The following is a 17,127-nucleotide window of genomic DNA, read 5'->3' on the forward strand; positions in this document are numbered from 1 at the left end:
TCCGCTGGGAGAATGCTGCCATGGCAGCACTGCGCCTCCTAATCCACGCCCCTGGCGCCCCTGGCCTGCGCTGGTTCGGCCTCGGCCCAGGGCTGCGACCCAGCCGCGGCCTAGGGAAGCTGCAGCGTCTGTTCAACAAGCACGCCTTCTGGGCCCAGAGGCGCAGCTTTGCAGATCTACGCCGCCTACTCGCCGGCAGCAGAGTGGTGGTGAGCCTGTGGAAGGGCAAGCGGCTAGTGGGATTCGGCCGGGCCAGCAGCGACGGCATCTACCGCGCCGTGCTCTGGGATGTGGTGGTGGCTGGCGACCTGCACGGCCAGGGCCTCGGCCGCCGAGTGGTGGAGGCCCTGCTGGCCGCGCCAGCCCTGCGGGGCGTCGAGCGCGTTTACCTAATGACCACCAACAGCGCCGGCTTCTACGAGCAGCTGGGCTTCCGTGATGCAGCCCCCCAGGCCCTACTGGTTAAACAAGGAGTTTCAGGGGGCTCAAGGGTTTCGACCGGATAGGGTCGTAACAGCACCACCAGCATTCCGAGAGGCAGCGGAAACGACGTCGGCCCGGCACTTTTAGTCGGGAATAGCCGCCATCAAGCTGCCCATCTCCAGGGCCTGCAAGCCGTAGTTCCAGCCCAGGTTGCTCTTGATGCCGGCCCGCTCTAGGGCCTGTTGCAGGGTGTCGGTGGTGAGTACCCCAAAGATCACCGGCACGCCGGTGTCGCGGGCCACCGCTGCCACGCCTTTGCTCACCTCATTCACCACCACATCGAAGTGGGGGGTGTCGCCGCGAATCACAGCGCCCAAGGTGATCACCACCTGGTAGCGACCACTGGCCGCCAGGCGCTGGGCCACCAGGGGGATCTCAAAGCTGCCGGGCACCCAGGCCACATCCAACTGGGCACTGGCATCACTGGTGTCGACACCGTGGCGCAAGAGGCAGTCGAGACAGCCGCTCAGCAGCTTGCCAGTCACCAGGTCATTGAAACGGGCAACCACCACTGCAATACGCAGACCAGCCGTATCGGTGAACCGCCCTTCAAAAATCGCCACGCTTCAGACCACAAAGATGCTCATACCCCAGTTGAGCAGCACCAGGGCCACCCACGCGAGTCCGCCAAGCAGGATCAGGCGATTGGAGCGTCCTGAATCTTCACTGCTGGCGTACAGCACCGGCACCGCCACAATCAAGGCGAACGACAGCACCACCAGAGCCAAAACGGTGAGGGTGTTGAGGATCTGCATGGATTAGCAGCGGCTACACGCCGATCGGTTGCGAGATTCTCACACGCAGGCCTAGGGCTCCAGCACCGTTGCTTCACAACTCGATGCCAGCCCCCAAAAAGATCGATCAGGCCTACGTTGTACGCAAGTGTGATCGATGGGCCATGGATGTCACCACGGTGTCGCCGAAGTTTCAGGTTGTCATCCCCCGCGGCGTCCGTGAGCAGATGGGTCTGAAGGCAGGGCAGAAGCTACAGGTGGTGCCGCTACCAGGCCGGATCGAGCTGGTGCCCGTGGCAGCACCTGGCACCTTGCGGGGCTTCGTGGCCGGGCCTAACAGCTTCGACCGCGACCTGGATCGCGAACTCGGCCATGACTGAAAGGCTCTGGCTAGTGGATTCATCAGGCTGGATCGAATATTTCACCGATGGCCCTAATGCCAGCTGCTTCGCCCTGGCCATCGAGCAGCCGAAGGGCCTGGTGGTGCCAAGCCTGAGTTTGCTTGAGGTGTATCGCTGGATGCTGCGTCAGCACGGCGAGGGACCCGCCGTTCAGGCGATCGCCCTGATGCGTCAGGGCACAGAAATTGCTCTGGATGCCGCGCTGGCTTTACAGGCAGCCCAACTGGGACTGCAGTGGAAGCTGCCGCTCGCTGACAGCGTGATGCTGGCCACCGCCTTGGCCCACCAGGCCACCTTGCTCACCCAGGACGCCGACTTCGAGGGAATTCCCGAGGTGGAGTTCATTCCCAAAAAAAGCTGAACATTCCGGCAGAACTGGTCAGGCCAGCGCACTTACCATCGGCTCCCCCCTGAGCAACCCCATCGCCGTGGCCGCGGAAGCCGAACAACAGCTTTCGCTCACCGCCGCCCTGGGCCTGGCCGAAGAGCCCCAGCCCGCTCCCGAGCCCGGCCCAAGCCGGCCCCGCAGCCGTCAGCGCCAAGCCGCCCCAGCCTCTCCACCGGCCCCCAGCCCAAGCCCAGACTCCGACCTACCCCCCTGGCACCACCACAGCCTGGTGGCAGCCGAGCAGCTGACGCCGATGCTGCGTCACTACGTGGAGCTCAAGGCCGCCCATCCCGATCGGGTGCTGCTCTACCGCCTCGGCGACTTCTTCGAGTGCTTCTTCGAAGACGCCATCACCCTCTCGCGCCTGCTGGAGCTGACCCTCACCGGCAAGGAGGCCGGCAAGGCGCTCGGTCGGGTGCCGATGGCGGGCATCCCCCACCATGCCGCCGAGCGCTACTGCGCTGAACTGGTGCGCCGCGGCCTCAGCGTCGCCCTCTGCGACCAGCTGGAAAGCACCGCGGCCAAAGGCGAACTGCTCAAGCGCGGCATCACCCGGGTGCTTACCCCCGGCACGGTGCTTGAAGAGGGCCTGCTGGCGGCCCGCCTCAACAACTGGCTTTGCGCCGTGGTGCTGGAGGGCGCGTGCTGGGGCCTGGCGGTGGCCGATGTCAGCACCGGTGAATTCCGGGTCACCGAGCGGACCGGCAGCGCCGGCTTGCACCAGGAGCTGCTGCAGGTGGAGGCCGCCGAGGTGCTCTGGCCCGCCAATCCCAGCGCCAGCCCCACCTGGTGCCCCGAGGCCCTGCGGCTGACGCCCCTGCCCCGCACCCCCTTTGAGGCACCGGAAGCATCCGCCACCCTCAAGCAGCGCTTCGGCCTGGCCAGCCTTGCTGGCCTGGGGCTCGGCGAAGCGCCGCTGGCCCTGCGGGCGGCGGGCGGCCTGGTGGCCTACCTCGACAGCACCCTGCAAGAGCAGCAAGTGCCGCTGGATCCGCCCACCACCTGGCACGCCGGCGATCAGCTGGTGCTCGATGCCGCCACCCGCCGCAACCTGGAGCTCACCAAAACCCAGCTAGGCGGCAGCGTGCATGGCTCCCTGCTCTGGGCGCTGGATCGCACCCACACCGCCATGGGCGGCCGCTGCCTGCGCCGCTGGCTGCTGGCGCCGCTGGTGGAGCGCCCCGCGATCCTGGAGCGCCAGAGGGGGGTGAGTGAGCTAGTGGCCGACCGCGGCCTGCGGCTAGCCCTACGCCGGCTGCTGCGGCCCATGGGCGACCTGGAGCGCCTGGCCGGCCGCGCCGGCGCCGGCAGCGCCTCGGCCCGGGATCTGGTGGCCCTCGCCGATGGTCTCGAGCGCCTGCCCCAACTCGCCGCCCAGCTCGCCCAAGCCAGCAGCGCGCCGCTGCAGGCCCTGGCCCGCCCCTGGCCCGAGCTCGAAAGCCTGGCCGGCGAGCTGCGCCACACCCTGCTCGACACCCCACCCCTATCGCTCACCGATGGCGGCCTGATCCACGACGGCGTCGATCCAAGCCTCGACGACCTGCGCAACCAGCTCGACGACCAGGACGCCTGGCTGGCCCAGCAGGAAGCCGAGGAGCGCCGGCTCAGCGGCCTCACCAGCCTCAAACTCCAGTACCACCGCACCTTCGGCTACTTCCTCGCGGTGTCTAAGGCCAAGGCGGCGGCGGTGCCACAGCACTGGATCCGCCGCCAAACCCTGGCCAACGAGGAGCGCTTCGTCACCCCGGCCCTGCGCAACCGCGAGGGCGCCATCCAGCAGGTCAAGGCCCGCGCCGCCCAGCGCGAATACGAGCTGTTCTGCGCCCTTCGGGTGAAGGTGGGCGAGCAGGCCGCCGCCATCCGCCACGCCGCCCGGCTGGTGGCCGAGCTCGATGCGATCGCCGCCCTGGCCGAGGTGGCCGCCACCAGCGGCTACTGCTGCCCCGAGATCACCGACCCCGCCAGTCCAGAGGCCCGCCTGCTGCAGATCGAAGCAGGCCGCCACCCGGTGGTGGAGCAGCTGCTGGTGGAGGAACCCTTCACCGCCAACAGTGTGGTGCTAGGTGGCACCCCCGACCTGATCATCCTCACCGGCCCCAACGCCAGCGGCAAGAGCTGCTACCTGCGCCAAACCGGCCTGCTGCAGCTGATGGCCCAGATGGGCAGCTGGATCCCAGCCACTTCCGCCCGCCTCGGCATCGCCGATCGTCTCTTCACCCGCGTCGGCGCCGGCGACGACCTGGCGGCCGGCCAATCCACCTTCATGGTGGAAATGGCCGAAACCGCCAACATCCTTCACCACGCCAGCGAGCGCTCCTTGGTGCTGCTCGACGAGATCGGTCGCGGCACCGCCACCTTCGATGGCCTCTCGATCGCCTGGGCCGTGGCCGAGCACCTGGCCACCCCCCCGGAGCGCGGCGGCATCGGCGCCCGCTCGATCTTCGCCACCCACTACCACGAACTCAACGCCCTCGCAGGCCAGCTGCCCAACGTCGCCAACGCCCAGGTGCTGGTGCAGGAAACCGGCGACGCCCTGGTGTTCCTGCACCAAGTAGCCCCCGGCGGCGCCAGCCGCAGCTACGGCATCGAGGCCGCCCGTCTGGCCGGCGTGCCCGCCGCGGTGGTGCTGCGGGCCCGCCAGGTGCTGGGCCGCATCGAAGCCAACAGCGTCGTGCGGGTGAATCAGGAGATCAAAGGGGGCGGCGCACTCGCCGCCTGAAGCCAGGCAGAGCGCAGCAGGGCGTTGCAGGCCGCAGCCACCAGTCCGGCTCCGCCCTTGGAGCCCTCGAGCCGCATATGCACCAGGCCACTCTCAGCCAGGTGACGCTTGCTCTGGGCCACCCCCACAAACCCCACCGGCATGCCGATCACAAGAGCTGGCGCCGGCACCGCTTTTGAGGCCACCAGCTCCAGCAGCACCTCCAGGGCCGTGGGAGCGCTGCCGATCAACACCAGGCCCGGGCGTAACGCTGCCAGCGCCGCCGCCATCCCGGCCGCCGTGCGCGTGGAACCCTCCGGGGCCGCGGCGGGGGCCCAATCGAGCACGCTGCGCACCTGATTGGCGAAGGTGCGCCGAGCCATCGGCGCCACCGCCGCGGCAGCCATTGCCGTGTCCGTAAGGATCGGCGCCCCAGCAGCCAGGGCCGCCAAGCCGGCCTCGCAGGCGGTTGCAGGGCAAACCAGATCGGCCGCCAGGCCCGGATCCCCGCTGCTGTGAATCAGGCGCAGCAACACGTCCTGCTGCAGGGGGCTGAGCGGCGCCAGCGCCGCCGCCGTGCCCGGCAACTGCCGGATCAGCCGCAAGCTCTCGCAAAAAATCGGGTGATCCAGGGAAGGCACTCCGCGAAAGGCCGCAGTTTCAGCATTACTCATGGCTCGATTCATTTCTGAGCAGTGCATTTCTGAGCAGCGGTGCATAGATCACCAGCAGCGCTGTCCTTGATTCTGTACAGGTTGTACAGCTTGTAAGGTCTGTACAGATTCGTGCACACCCATGCCTGACACCACCATGGGCGTCGAATCGGCCAGGCGCCGCCTACCGGAACTGCTGGAGCGAGCGGCGGCCGGCGAACGAATCGTGATCCAGCGCCACCGCACCCCCATGGCCGCCCTGGTGCCGCTGGCAGGGCGGGCACCGATTGATCCCCTGCTGCGCCAACGGCAAATCCAGAGCCTGATGGCCCTACAAGGCAGCGGCAGGGGCTGCTGGGATCCCCAGCAACGCCAACCAGCCCGGCCAGCACCACCACCGCCAGCTTTTGTACAACCTGTACAGAACCTGCCCCACCAAGAAGCCTTCAACCCCCGCCTGCTAGCCCACGGCTCCCGAATCGCCCTCGATGGCACCGCGCTGGTGGCCTTTCTGGCAGACGCCAAGGGCGCCGGCAAACACCTCGAGCCACTGATGCAGGGAATAGGGGCTGGCTATTGGATTGGGGTTGTTAGCAGCTTGAGCCTGATGCGGGTGCTCGAGGGGCCCCTGGCCCGGGGCGACGAGGCCCTGGCCCAGCGCTACATCCAGGCCTTCGAGAATCCCCACCACTGGCAACTGATCCCCAGCGATGGCGCCATCGCTGCTGCGGCCGTGCGTCTGCGCCGCCAGGAACCCCAGCTCGACGACAGCTGCGCCATCGAACTTGCCACTGCCATCCAGTCCGGCGCAGTGGTGCTAGTCACCGACCATCCGGCCCTGGCCCAGACTGGGCTGCATCCGGTGCTCAGCGCCCTGCGGATCTAAGCCGCGCCCATGCCCATTCACCTGCTCTGGGGCGACGACGAGGCTGCCCGCAACCGTGCTGTCGAAGCGCTGGTGCAGGCGCAGGTGGATCCCAGCTGGGCCACCATCAACCTCAGCCGCCTCGATGGCAACGACGCCGGCCAGGCGGCCCAGGCCCTCGAGGAGGCGCGCACGCCACCCTTTGGCGCCGGCAGCCGCATGGTGGTGCTGCAACGCAGTCCCTTTTGCAGCCAGTGCCCAGCAGAGCTGGCCGAGCGTTTCGAAGCGGCCCTGGCCCAGGTGGCGGATGGCTGCCATCTGCTGCTGGTCAGTTCCGGCAAACCGGATGCCCGGCTGCGCACCACCAAGGCCCTGCAGAAGCTGGTGAAGGCTGGCCAGGCCAGCGAGCAAAGCTTTGCCCTGCCAGCGATCTGGGACGGCGCCGGCCAGGTGGAGCTGGTGAGCCGCACGGCCCGGGAGCTGGGGCTGAAGCTCGAGCCAGCCGCAGCTGCAGCCCTCTCCGATGCCATCGGCAACGACAGCGCCCGCCTCGCCAGCGAGCTTGAAAAGCTCAGCCTCTACGCCAATCCCATCAGCCTCGCCGCCGTGCAGGCCCTGGTGGGGGGTCAGGCCACCAGCTCCCTCGCCGTGGGCGATGCCCTGCTGGCTGGCCAGCCAGCCGATGCCATTGCCCGGCTCGATGCCCTGCTGGAGGCCAACGAACCGGCCCTGCGCATCGTTGCCGCCCTCAGTAGCCAGATCCGCGGCTGGCTTTGGGTCACCCTGCTCGACCAGCAAGGAGAAAGCGACGTAGCGGTAATCGCTAAAGCGGCCGGCATCGGCAATCCCAAACGCATCTACGTGATGCGCAAGCAGATCCGGGGCCGCCAGCCCGCCGTATTCCTGCGCCTGCTCAGCCAGCTGCTCTCAGTGGAGGCTGCCCTCAAGCGGGGCAGTGATGCCGGCGATGCCTTCCGCGATGGCTTCCTGCTCAACCCCTAAGGGACCAAGACGGATAATTAGCCGTTCTTTCACTGACGCCCACCGCCGCACCCTGCCATGGCCCTGCTGGTTCAGAAGTTTGGCGGCACCTCGGTGGCCGATGTGGAGCGCATTCAGGCAGTAGCCCGCCGCATCGCCCGCAGCCGTGAGCAGGGCCACGAGCTGGTGATTGTGGTGTCAGCGATGGGCCACACCACCGACCAGCTCACCGGCCTGGCCCGCGCCATCAGCAGCAACCCACCCCAGCGGGAGCTGGACATGCTGCTAGCCACCGGCGAGCAGGTGTCGATCGCCCTGCTTTCGATGGCGCTGCACGCAGAAGGCGTACCGGCGGTGTCGATGACAGGCACCCAGGCGGGCATCGTCACCGAATCGGCCCATGGCCGCGCCCGCATCCTGGAGATCCGCACCGAACGGCTGCGGCGCTTACTCGCTGATGGCCAGGTGGTGGTGGTGGCTGGTTTCCAGGGCACCAGCAGCGGCGCCGGCGGCACTCCCGAGATCACCACCTTGGGCCGTGGCGGCTCCGACACCTCAGCGGTGGCCCTGGCAGCAGCCCTGGGCGCCGACACCTGCGAGATCTATACCGACGTTCCTGGGGTTTTGACCACCGACCCCCGCAAGGTGGCCGACGCCCAGCTGATGGCACAGGTGAGCTGCGATGAAATGCTTGAGCTGGCCAGCTTGGGAGCTTCGGTGCTGCACCCGCGGGCGGTGGAGATTGCCCGCAACTACGGCGTGCCCCTAGTGGTGCGCTCCAGCTGGAGCGAGCAGCCCGGCACCCTGCTCACCAGCGGCGCCCCCAGGCCGATTCGCCATGAGGGGCTGGAGCTGGGTAAGCCAGTGGATGGCGCCGAACTCGAAACAGACCAGGCTGTGCTGGCCCTAGCCCACGTGCCCGACCGGCCCGGGGTGGCAGCCCAGCTGTTCGAGGCCCTCGGCGCCGCTGGTCTCAACGTGGATTTGATCGTGCAAGCCACCCACGAGGGCAGCTCCAACGACATCGCTTTCACCCTGGCCGCCGCTGAATGCGACCGGGCCCAGCTGGTGTGCGGCGAGGTGCTGGCCGCCATGGGCGCGACCCTCAACGATGGCGGCGCCCAACTAAGCGCCGAAGCCGGCTTGGCCAAGCTGAGCATCTCGGGCGCCGGGATCATGGGCCGGCCAGGGGTAGCTGCCCGGCTGTTCGACACCCTGGCCCGCTCAGGCATCAACCTGCGCCTGATTGCTACCAGCGAGGTGAAGGTGAGCTGCCTGGTGGCTGGAGACCAGGCGGATCGGGCCTTCCGGGCCGCCGCCGAAGCCTTTGAGCTGCCTGATCAGCAGCTGCGCCGCAATCCCAGGCCCTGCCATCAGGGGGATCCGGCTGTTCGCGGCGTTGCCCTCGATCGCGATCAGGCCCAGGTGGCAGTGAGGCGCCTGCCCGATCGCCCCGGCACCGCCGCGGCCGTCTGCCGCACCCTGGCCGACGCCAACATCAGCCTCGACGCGATCGTGCAATCCGAGCGCACCCATGCCGGGCCAAGCCGCGATATGAGCTTCGTGCTTAAACGCGACGATCTGACGCGGGCGCAGCAGACCCTGGCGCCCCTACTGCGCCAATGGCCCGGCTCCTGCTTCGAGGAGGGGCGCGCCATAGCCCGAATCAGCGCCGTAGGGGCCGGTATGCCATTCACCCCAGGCACCGCGGCCCGCATGTTCCGCTGCCTAGCCGCCGCCGGCATCAACATCGAACTGATCGCCACCAGCGAGATCCGCACCAGCTGCGTCGTAGCCGAAACCGATGGTGTAGCAGCTCTACAGGCGGTGCACGCCGCTTTTTCACTGGGTGGCATCGCCCAACATCGGGCCGAGGGCACTGAGTCACCTAGCAAGACCGAGGCGCCTGGTTAAGCCCTCCCCACCAGCTTCTGACGCAGATTTTTAATCTTGTCGCGCAGGTTGGCGGCCTCCTCAAATTCAAGGTTCTTGGCGGCGCCCTTCATCTTCTCTTCAAGCTGCTGGATGAGCTCCGGCAGAGCATCCAGCGGCACATTGTTGTGCTCGGCCTGCTCGGTGGCCTCCTCCAGCTGATCGTCGTTGAGCCGCCGCGACATCTCCAGTGAAGAGAGGATCGAATTGCCGGCCCGCTTGCCCGCAGGGGTGGGGGTGATGCCGTGCTCAACGTTATAGGCGTGCTGAATGGTGCGGCGACGCTCGGTTTCGGAGATGGCCCTAGCCATCGAATCGGTGAGATTGTCGGCATAGAGGATGGCCATGCCCTCGATGTGGCGGGCAGCCCGGCCAATGGTCTGAACCAAGGAGCGCTCGGCCCGCAGGAAACCCTCCTTATCGGCATCAAGAATCGCCACTAGCGATACCTCGGGCAGGTCCAATCCTTCCCGCAGCAGGTTCACGCCCACCAGCACGTCGTATTCACCATTCCTGAGATCTTGAATGATCTCAATCCGCTCAATCGAGTGGATCTCCGAGTGCAAGTAGCGCACTCGCACGCCATTTTCAGCCAAGTAATCGGTGAGATCTTCGGCCATGCGCTTAGTGAGCGTGGTTACAAGCACTCGCTCGTTTTTCTCCGCCCGCACCCGGATCTCGCCGAGCAGGTCGTCCACCTGACCCTCACTAGGGCGCACCTCCACAATCGGGTCGAGCACCCCGGTGGGACGAATCACCTGCTGCACAATCTGGCCACTGCTCTGCTCCATCTCCCAGTTACCAGGAGTGGCACTCACAAAGATCGTCTGCTGGGCCTTCTCCCAGAACTCCGAACCCTTGAGCGGCCTGTTGTCGGCAGCACTGGGCAGGCGGAAGCCGTGCTCAATCAGCACCTGCTTACGCGACTGGTCGCCGTTGTACATCGCCTGCAGCTGGGAGCAGGTGACGTGGCTTTCATCCACCACCAGCAGCCAGTCTTTGGGGAAATAGTCGATCAGGCATTCTGGCGGCGTGCCCGCCTCTCGCCCGGCCAAATGGCGGGCGTAATTCTCAACACCGTTGCAATAGCCCACCTGCTCGAGCATCTCCAGGTCGTAGGTGGTGCGCTGCTCCAGCCGTTGCGCCTCTAGGAGCCGCCCCTGACCGTTAAGTACATCGAGCCGCTCGCGCATCTCGTTGCGGATGGCCGAAATCGCGTCCGCCAGCCGCTCCTTTGGCGTCACAAAGTGCTTAGCCGGATAAATATTGATTGTGTCGAGGCTTTGCAGGATCTCGCCGGTGGTGGGATCCACGTAGCGGATCGCCTCCACCTCATCACCAAAGAGCTCAATCCGCACCAGCCGATCTTCATAGGCCGGGCCGATCTCCAGCACATCCCCCCGCACCCGAAAACGACCGCGAGAAATTTCCAGGTCGTTGCGGGAATACTGGTTATTTACCAACTCCCGCAAGGAGCCTCGAAGATTGAGAGTCTCACCCACCTTAAACTTAACAGCAGCTTTTAGATATTCACTGGGAATACCCAAACCATAAATACAACTAATAGAGGCCACCACGATCACATCTTTGCGCTCAAACAGCGAACGGGTCGCCGAGTGGCGCAGCATATCGATCTCTTCATTGATCGAAGCTGTCTTGGCGATGTAGGTGTCGGAGACAGCCACATACGCCTCCGGCTGGTAATAGTCGTAGTAGCTGATGAAATATTCAACGGCATTATTCGGGAAGAACTCCCGCAGCTCATTGCAGAGCTGGGCCGCCAAGGTTTTGTTGTGGGCCAGCACCAAAGCAGGGCGCCCGGTCTGGGCGATCACGTTGGCGATCGTGAAGGTCTTGCCGGTGCCAGTGGCGCCTAGCAGGGTTTGGTAGCGCTCGCCCCCATCAACGCCCTGGACCAGCCCGGCAATGGCCGTGGGCTGATCACCCTTGGGTAGGTAGGGGGCGTGGAGTTCAAACGGAACCATGCCCCCATTCTCGGGGTCAAACCACCGGAGCTGTGGTGATCAGAGCGGCTGCGCGAGTGACGTCGACGTCGAGGCCAAGGATCCGCAGGATCACAGCCGACAACACGGCATAGACGACCCCACCAAGAATCGCGCTCACCACTCCGTTTTTGAGCCGGAATCCCTTGATCAACCAGGCCGCCAGGCCAAACAGCACCACCGTGATCGCCCAGTTGAACAGCAGGCTCACCGGACTGATCAATCCCCCCAAGCTGGTGACCGCCCACACCGGCCCCAGCAGCAGCTTCAGCGGCCAGATCAACAGGGTGCCCAGCAAGCCGATCACCACAGCGGAAAGCATGGCGATCGGGAAACTGCTCACCTCCACTCCCAAGGGAAGCCAGGCCACAATCAACAACACAACGGCCCGAATCGGCCACTGCAATAGCCACATCAGAGAACCCACTTGGCGTTAAGCAACAACGATTGCGCCGGCGGTCGCGCCTAGGGCCTCACGTAGACCGCGCACGACGGCCACCATGGCCAATGGGTCGTTCAGCTTGTTGATCGCCGAACCAACCCCCACCCCGGCGGCACCGGCGGCAATAGCCATCGGCACGGTGACGGCGGAGAGGCCAGAGGCACACAGCACTGGTGCAGCACTACTCGCCGCAATCAAGGCGCGGCTGATGCTGTGGGCAGCGGCCAGGGTTGGAGCCGCCTTCTCGATTAGGCCGAGGCTGCCGGCGCTGAAGGGCTTAGCGCTGGTGCCGCCCTCGGTTTGGATGATGTCGGCACCGGCGGCCACCAGATCCACGGCCAGCTGCTCCTGGTGATCGAGGGGCAGCCCATGGGGCACGGTGACGCTCAACACCACCTCAGGCAACAACTCGCGAGTGCGGCGGGTGAGCTCAAGCACTTCGGCGGCATCGAAGATGCGACCAAGGGGATAAAAGGCGTCGTAGTTGCCAATTTCCACCATTGCCGCCCCGGCAGCCACAGCAGCGGCAAACAGCTCGGGATCGACTGAGCTCACGCAGATCGGCAAGCCGCTCACTGCAGCGGCCAGCTGCACCAGCTCCGGATCGCAAGCCACATCGATCAAATCGGCACCGCCTTGGCCAGCGGCCCGACTGATCCGCTCCACACTGGCAGCATCAAAATTGGTGAGGCCAGCGATCACCTTGAGCAGGCGGCGATCAGCAAGCGCGGCTTGCAGGGCGGAGGGCAGCTGCTCAAGACGCGACTTCGCAACCATGGAAACGCAAGATTTGAATAGTGAATTGATTCTCCCACCCGGGCCGCGCTGGAGCCCGGACCACCTGCGGCTGCATCGCCACCTGCGGCACCATCCCGAGCTGTTGCCAGCAGGAGCGCCTTTGCTGCTGGCCATCTCGGGTGGTCAAGATTCCATAGCCCTGCTGGCCCTGCTGCGCGACCTGCAGCGCCTGCACCACTGGCCCCTGCACCTGTGGCACGGAGACCACCGCTGGCGACCGGAGTCGGGCCAGGTGGCGGCGGAGCTGGCCGGCTGGTGCAGCGACCAGGGGCTGAAGCTGCAGGTTTCCTCCTGGCTGAGGCCGCCGGAGGCAACCAGCGAAGCTGACTCCCGCCACTGGCGCTACGCCCAGTTGGCTGAGCAGGCCAGATCTCTGGGGGTAGGCCATGTGGTGACCGCCCACACCGCCAGCGATCGAGCCGAGACCCTGTTGCTGCACCTAGCCCGAGGTAGCCATCGCCGCGGCCTGGCCAGCCTGCGCAGCCTGCGCTCCCTCAGCAGCCCATCGAGCCCCACCACCGATACATGCGAGCCAATCGCGCTGGCGCGGCCGCTGCTGCCCTTCTCCCGGGCTGACACCGCCCGGATTTGCCAGCAACTGAAGCTGCCCGTGTGGCACGACCCGAGCAATACCGACCGCCGCTACAGCCGAAACCGAATCCGGGCCGAGGTGGTGCCCGTGCTCGAGGAGCTCCATCCCGGTGCTGCCCAAAGGATCAGCGCCCAAGCCGAGAGGCTGGTGGAGGAGGTGGAGAGCAGCAACGAATTGGTAAATCTGGCCCTTCAAACTCTAAAAACAGTCACCAGCCACGATGGGGCACCAGGCCTGCAGCGCCAGGAGTTGGGCGACCTAGCCCTAGCCAACCAGCGCCAACTGCTGCATCACTGGCTGGAGCAAGGCACAAGTCTTTCCCTGCCAGCCCGGCAACTCGAAGAACTATTGCGTCGGCTGCAACCGGGCCATCCCCCAGGCCAGGCAGACCTAGGCGCGGGTTGGCAGCTGCGCTGGGATCCCTGCACACTATGGCTGCACCTTCCCGCCGCCCAGCTGCCGCAATGACAACCTCGCCGCACTCGCTGCAACAGCGCTATGAGGCCATTGAGCGGGTTTACAGCGAACGCCAATGGGACGATGTGGCCCGTTTAAGCGAGGAGCTGCTGCTCGAGCTACCCAACGAGCCCGCCGACCCCCTGCGCCAACGACTACAGCTGTTACTTGGCCACACCTACCTCTACGGCTACGAAGACAGAGCTACAGCAACCGGTTTTTACAGCAGAGTTCGAGCGGCCACGCAAGAACCCGTACTGCGCGATATCGCCGACCAGGGGCTGGAGCAATGCGCCAGCCAGGCAGCACCTCAAGCCACAACCCTGGAAGTTGGATCAGGCCAAGCATTCCCCTTCGGCAATGCGCCAGTAGCGGTCGGAACCGCAATTGCCAGTGCTGGCTCAGCCATGCCCTGGATGGAGCAACTTGGCGGCATCGAGGCGGCTGAGGTTCAGGTGCCCGTGGCGCAGGTGCCCGTGCCGGTGCCGGTGCCAAATCTGGTAGTCGAAGTGGTCGATGAACCAGAGCTAATCGAGGTGGCCCAGGCAGATGCTGCGACTGCTCAAGAGCTGGAGGTCGCCGTGAGCAAAGAGAGCCTGGCTGAGCCTGAAGAACGGTTTGCCGAGCCAGTCGGCGGACCCGGCCCCGAGGAGTTGGCCGAACTCTCCAAGGGGCTGCTGCGAGTGGTGATCCGCTGAGCTGGGGCTGGGGCCGCTCAGCCCGCGATGGCGGCTGAGCGGCGGCGGCGGGTGCGCCCGGCGAGTTCTGGCTCGAGCTCTGCTGGAGCTGGGGCTGGGGCTGGAACCTCAGCAACAACAGCCGCTGGGACTACGGCAGGAGCAGAAATAGACGTGGCGACGGCAGGGTCGGCGGCTCCAACGGCAACCAGCTGACGCTGGGGTGCCGGCACGGAGCCATCACGGCCACGACCAACTCCATCACGAGCGCCTCCATCACGGGCAGAGCGACCCCGGGGAGCGGGACGAGTGTCGGGTTCGGCGTCGGCGCGGCCCTTGTAAGCCGGCGTACCGGCAGGGGCTGGCTGCACAAGGCAAATGATCAGCGGCTCCACCTGCAGCTCGCGGCGCAGGCGGCGCTGCAGACCCACCTCCACCTCTCGCTGCACACCCACCCAATCCACCTCAGGGGCCTTGCCACCGGTGTTGCGGCAGAGCTGATTCCAACGATTTTCCAGTACCCAGCCGATTTCGCGCTCAGCCCACATCGAAAGCCTGCGGGCATCAGCAGTGGTGACCACTCCCCGGATGTTGGCCCGGGGTGGAGCCGCCATCACACCATCGGTGCTGATCACCGCAAGCAAGGTGATCACCCCATCTTCTGCGAGCTGTTGGCGCTCCTTCAGCACGCGGGCATCGACGATGCCATTGCGGGAGGCGTCGAGCAATTCAATGCCTGCCTTCACCGGATCACCGGTGCGGATGGAGTCGGGGCTGAGCTCGACCACGTCACCGTTATCGATGATCAAGATGTTGTCGGCCGGAATGCCCATCGACTGGGCAGTTTTGCTGTGGGCAATGAGCATGCGGTGCTCGCCGTGCACCGGCACAAAATATTTGGGCTTGGTGAGGGCCAGCATCAGCTTCTGGTCTTCCTGGAAGCCGTGGCCAGAGACGTGAATGCCCTCGCCCTTGCCATAAACCACCTTGGCTCCCTGCATCATCAGCCGGTCGATCGTGTTGACCACCGAGATGGTGTTGCCAGGGATCGGGCTGGCCGAGAAAATAATCGTGTCGGTGCTCTTCACCTGCACCTGGGGATGCTCGCCACGGGAGATGCGGCTTAGGGCTGCCAGGGGCTCACCCTGACTACCGGTCATCAGCAACAGGGTTTCGCGGTCAGGCAGATCGCGGATCTGCTTAATCGGCACAAACAGATCATCGGGGGCGCGCATGTAACCCAACTCCCGCGCCTTGGCGATCACGTTGAGCATGGAGCGGCCCAGCAGACCCACCTTGCGACCGTTCTTGAGGGCCAGCTCCAGGATCATCGAGACCCGGTGAATCGAGCTGGCAAAGGTGGTGATAATCACCCGGCCTTCAGCCTGGGAGATGTGGCGATCCAGGCAGGGGAACACCGAGCGCTCAGGCGGGCAGAAGCCCGGCACCTCAGCGTTGGTGGAGTCGCTGAACAGGCAAAGCACGCCCTTGTCGCCGTAATGGGCTAGGCGTGCCATGTCAAAGGTCTCGCCATCCACCGGCGTGTGGTCAAACTTAAAGTCACCGGTGAAGATCACCGTGCCCACAGGGGTAGTGATGGCCAGCGAAAAGCTGTCTGCCATCGAGTGGGTGTTGCGGATGAACTCCACTGAAAAGTGTTGGCCCACCTTCACCACATCACGAGGCGCGACGGTCTGGAGGATGGTGCGATCCATCACACCGGCCTCCTCCATCTTGCCGGTGAGCATGGCCAGCGCCAGGCGCGGCCCATGTATCACGGGGATGGTGAAGTTCTTGAGGTGGTGGGCAATGCCACCGATGTGATCTTCGTGACCGTGGGTCACGATCATGCCGCGAATCCGCTTCTGGTTTTCCTTCAGATAGCTGGTATCCGGCATCACCACGTTGACGCCATGCATGCCATCGCTGGGGAAGGCCAATCCGGCATCCACCAACATGATGTCGTCGCCGTACTCGAACACGCAGGTGTTCTTGCCGATCTCGTGCAGGCCGCCCAGGGGAATCACCCGCAGGTGGGGAGGCTTGGTGGTGCTCTGACTGGTGCCCTGGGCTCTGCCGTTGGAACTGGTCATGGAGAAGGAGTTTTAGGAAAAAGGAACAAACTGAATTGATCTGGTCTCAAGCCTTGGCGTCAGGTAGGACGCAGGGCGGCCAGGGTTTCGGAGAGGCGTTGTCGCACGTCGGTGGTGGCGGAAAGCAGGGGAAGACGGGGTGCACCCACGGGCCAGCCGCTGAGCTCCAAGGCGGCTTTGACGGGGATCGGATTGGTGCTGCAGAAAAGGGACTTGCACAGCGGCAGCAGCTGGTCGTGCAGAGCCAGGGCCTGAACCAAATCCCCGGCGTAGAAGGCGCGCACCATGGCGCTGATCTCAGGGCCGGCCAGGTGGCTGGCCACACTCACCACGCCCACAGCACCAACGGCAAGCATCGGCAGGGTGAGGACGTCGTCACCGCTGTAAATCGCCAGACGGTTGCCGCACAGGGCCCGCAGGGCGCTCACCTCTTCGGTGCTACCGCTGGCAGCCTTGAAACTCACCACGTTGGCGCAGTCGAGCAGCCGGGCCACGGTGGCTGGCTCCAGGCTGGTGCCGGTGCGGCCCGGGATGTTGTAGAGCATCAAGGGCAGCTGGGGTGCCGCCGCTGCCACAGCGCGGAAATGGGCCTCAAGGCCGTCCTGGGGGGGCTTGTTGTAGTAGGGCACAACAACTAGGGCGCCATCGGCACCGAGGGCCGCCGCCTGCCGCGTGGCCTCCACCGCTTCGGCGGTGCAATTGCTGCCGCTGCCCGCCAGCACGCTGGCCCGATGCCCAACCGCTTGCTTCACCGCAACTAAAAGAGCGTGCTGTTCGTCCCAGCTGAGCGTCGGTGATTCGCCAGTGGTGCCGCACACCACGATTCCATCGGAGCCCTGGTTGATCAGGTGCTCCGCCAGCTGGGCCGCAAGGCCCAGATCCACCGAACCATCGGCGGCAAAGGGGGTCACCATCGCCGTCAGCACGCGGC

At 65.6% G+C, this 17,127-nt stretch carries 17 protein-coding genes; 9 read left to right on the forward strand and 8 right to left on the reverse strand.

The features are described from left to right. The first annotated feature begins 20 nt into the window (after positions 1-20). Positions 21-506, forward strand: coding sequence for a GNAT family N-acetyltransferase (locus U9970_RS12180; protein WP_322764410.1), 486 nt, complete (start codon positions 21-23; stop codon positions 504-506). A 60-nt stretch (positions 507-566) separates the two neighbouring features. Here U9970_RS12180 and ribH read toward each other — a convergent pair whose 3' ends face one another. After that, the gene (gene ribH / locus U9970_RS12185; protein WP_322764411.1) at positions 567-1,046 is read right to left on the reverse strand and encodes a 6,7-dimethyl-8-ribityllumazine synthase; all 480 of its coding nucleotides are present in this window, start codon (positions 1,044-1,046) and stop codon (positions 567-569) included. A gap of 3 nt (positions 1,047-1,049) precedes the next feature. Further along, positions 1,050-1,238, reverse strand: coding sequence for a photosystem II reaction center protein PsbZ (psbZ, locus tag U9970_RS12190; RefSeq protein ID WP_106632462.1), 189 nt, complete (start codon positions 1,236-1,238; stop codon positions 1,050-1,052). A 143-nt stretch (positions 1,239-1,381) separates the two neighbouring features. Between psbZ and U9970_RS12195 the strand changes: the two genes are divergently transcribed. From U9970_RS12195 to mutS, 3 genes are all read left to right on the forward strand, one after another. Further along, positions 1,382-1,597, forward strand: a complete 216-nt coding sequence (locus U9970_RS12195) for an AbrB/MazE/SpoVT family DNA-binding domain-containing protein (protein WP_322764412.1) — start codon at positions 1,382-1,384, stop codon at positions 1,595-1,597. Then, positions 1,590-1,979: a type II toxin-antitoxin system VapC family toxin gene (locus U9970_RS12200; protein ID WP_322764413.1), complete on the forward strand. Its 390-nt coding sequence runs from the start codon at positions 1,590-1,592 to the stop codon at positions 1,977-1,979. The genes U9970_RS12195 and U9970_RS12200 overlap by 8 nt, the downstream gene beginning before the upstream one ends. 67 nt (positions 1,980-2,046) lie before the next feature. Then, positions 2,047-4,725: a DNA mismatch repair protein MutS gene (mutS, locus tag U9970_RS12205; RefSeq protein WP_322764414.1), complete on the forward strand. Its 2,679-nt coding sequence runs from the start codon at positions 2,047-2,049 to the stop codon at positions 4,723-4,725. Here mutS and U9970_RS12210 read toward each other — a convergent pair. Next, a complete protein-coding gene (locus tag U9970_RS12210) occupies positions 4,689-5,378 on the reverse strand; it encodes a precorrin-8X methylmutase (RefSeq protein WP_322764415.1) in 690 nt (229 codons plus the stop codon). The two genes, mutS and U9970_RS12210, sit on opposite strands and share 37 nt — an antisense overlap. Before the next feature lie 121 nt (positions 5,379-5,499). Here U9970_RS12210 and U9970_RS12215 point away from each other — a divergent pair, with 121 nt between their 5' ends. The 3 genes from U9970_RS12215 to U9970_RS12225 are packed head-to-tail and all read left to right on the forward strand — an operon-like array spanning position 5,500 to position 9,117. Further along, on the forward strand, positions 5,500-6,243 hold the full coding sequence (locus U9970_RS12215; protein WP_322764416.1) for a hypothetical protein: 744 nt from the start codon (positions 5,500-5,502) through the stop codon (positions 6,241-6,243). Positions 6,244-6,252: 9 nt separating this feature from the next. Next, positions 6,253-7,224 carry a DNA polymerase III subunit delta gene (gene holA, locus U9970_RS12220; protein WP_322764417.1) on the forward strand — a complete coding sequence of 324 codons (972 nt, stop codon included), beginning with the start codon at positions 6,253-6,255 and terminating at the stop codon, positions 7,222-7,224. A gap of 57 nt (positions 7,225-7,281) precedes the next feature. Continuing rightward, positions 7,282-9,117 (forward strand): aspartate kinase, encoded by a 1,836-nt coding sequence (locus U9970_RS12225; protein WP_322764418.1) that lies wholly within the window; start codon positions 7,282-7,284, stop codon positions 9,115-9,117. Here U9970_RS12225 and uvrB read toward each other — a convergent pair. From uvrB to U9970_RS12240, 3 genes are read right to left on the reverse strand one after another with little or no spacing between them, the layout of a single operon-like run. Beyond that, positions 9,114-11,120, reverse strand: coding sequence for an excinuclease ABC subunit UvrB (gene uvrB, locus U9970_RS12230; RefSeq protein WP_322764419.1), 2,007 nt, complete (start codon positions 11,118-11,120; stop codon positions 9,114-9,116). The two genes, U9970_RS12225 and uvrB, sit on opposite strands and share 4 nt — an antisense overlap. A 16-nt stretch (positions 11,121-11,136) precedes the next feature. Next, a complete protein-coding gene (locus U9970_RS12235) occupies positions 11,137-11,553 on the reverse strand; it encodes a phage holin family protein (RefSeq protein WP_322764420.1) in 417 nt (138 codons plus the stop codon). Positions 11,554-11,571: 18 nt separating this feature from the next. Continuing rightward, on the reverse strand, positions 11,572-12,357 hold the full coding sequence (locus U9970_RS12240; RefSeq protein ID WP_322764421.1) for a DUF561 domain-containing protein: 786 nt from the start codon (positions 12,355-12,357) through the stop codon (positions 11,572-11,574). A 25-nt stretch (positions 12,358-12,382) separates the two neighbouring features. On the opposite strand from U9970_RS12240, the gene tilS reads away from it, so the two are divergent. Continuing rightward, on the forward strand, positions 12,383-13,438 hold the full coding sequence (gene tilS, locus U9970_RS12245; RefSeq protein WP_322764422.1) for a tRNA lysidine(34) synthetase TilS: 1,056 nt from the start codon (positions 12,383-12,385) through the stop codon (positions 13,436-13,438). Continuing rightward, positions 13,435-14,124: a hypothetical protein gene (locus U9970_RS12250; RefSeq protein ID WP_322764423.1), complete on the forward strand. Its 690-nt coding sequence runs from the start codon at positions 13,435-13,437 to the stop codon at positions 14,122-14,124. The genes tilS and U9970_RS12250 overlap by 4 nt, the downstream gene beginning before the upstream one ends. Positions 14,125-14,141: 17 nt before the next feature. Here the strand turns inward: U9970_RS12250 and U9970_RS12255 are convergent, their stop codons facing one another. Both U9970_RS12255 and dapA read right to left on the reverse strand, forming a co-directional pair. Beyond that, entirely contained in the window at positions 14,142-16,196 is a 2,055-nt protein-coding gene (locus tag U9970_RS12255; protein WP_322764424.1) for a ribonuclease J, read from the reverse strand. 59 nt (positions 16,197-16,255) lie between these two features. After that, on the reverse strand, positions 16,256-17,110 hold the full coding sequence (dapA, locus tag U9970_RS12260; RefSeq protein WP_322766130.1) for a 4-hydroxy-tetrahydrodipicolinate synthase: 855 nt from the start codon (positions 17,108-17,110) through the stop codon (positions 16,256-16,258). Positions 17,111-17,127 lie beyond the last annotated feature (17 nt).

This window comes from Cyanobium usitatum str. Tous, from assembly GCF_963920485.1.
GTDB classification, from domain to species: domain Bacteria; phylum Cyanobacteriota; class Cyanobacteriia; order PCC-6307; family Cyanobiaceae; genus Cyanobium_A; species Cyanobium_A usitatum_A.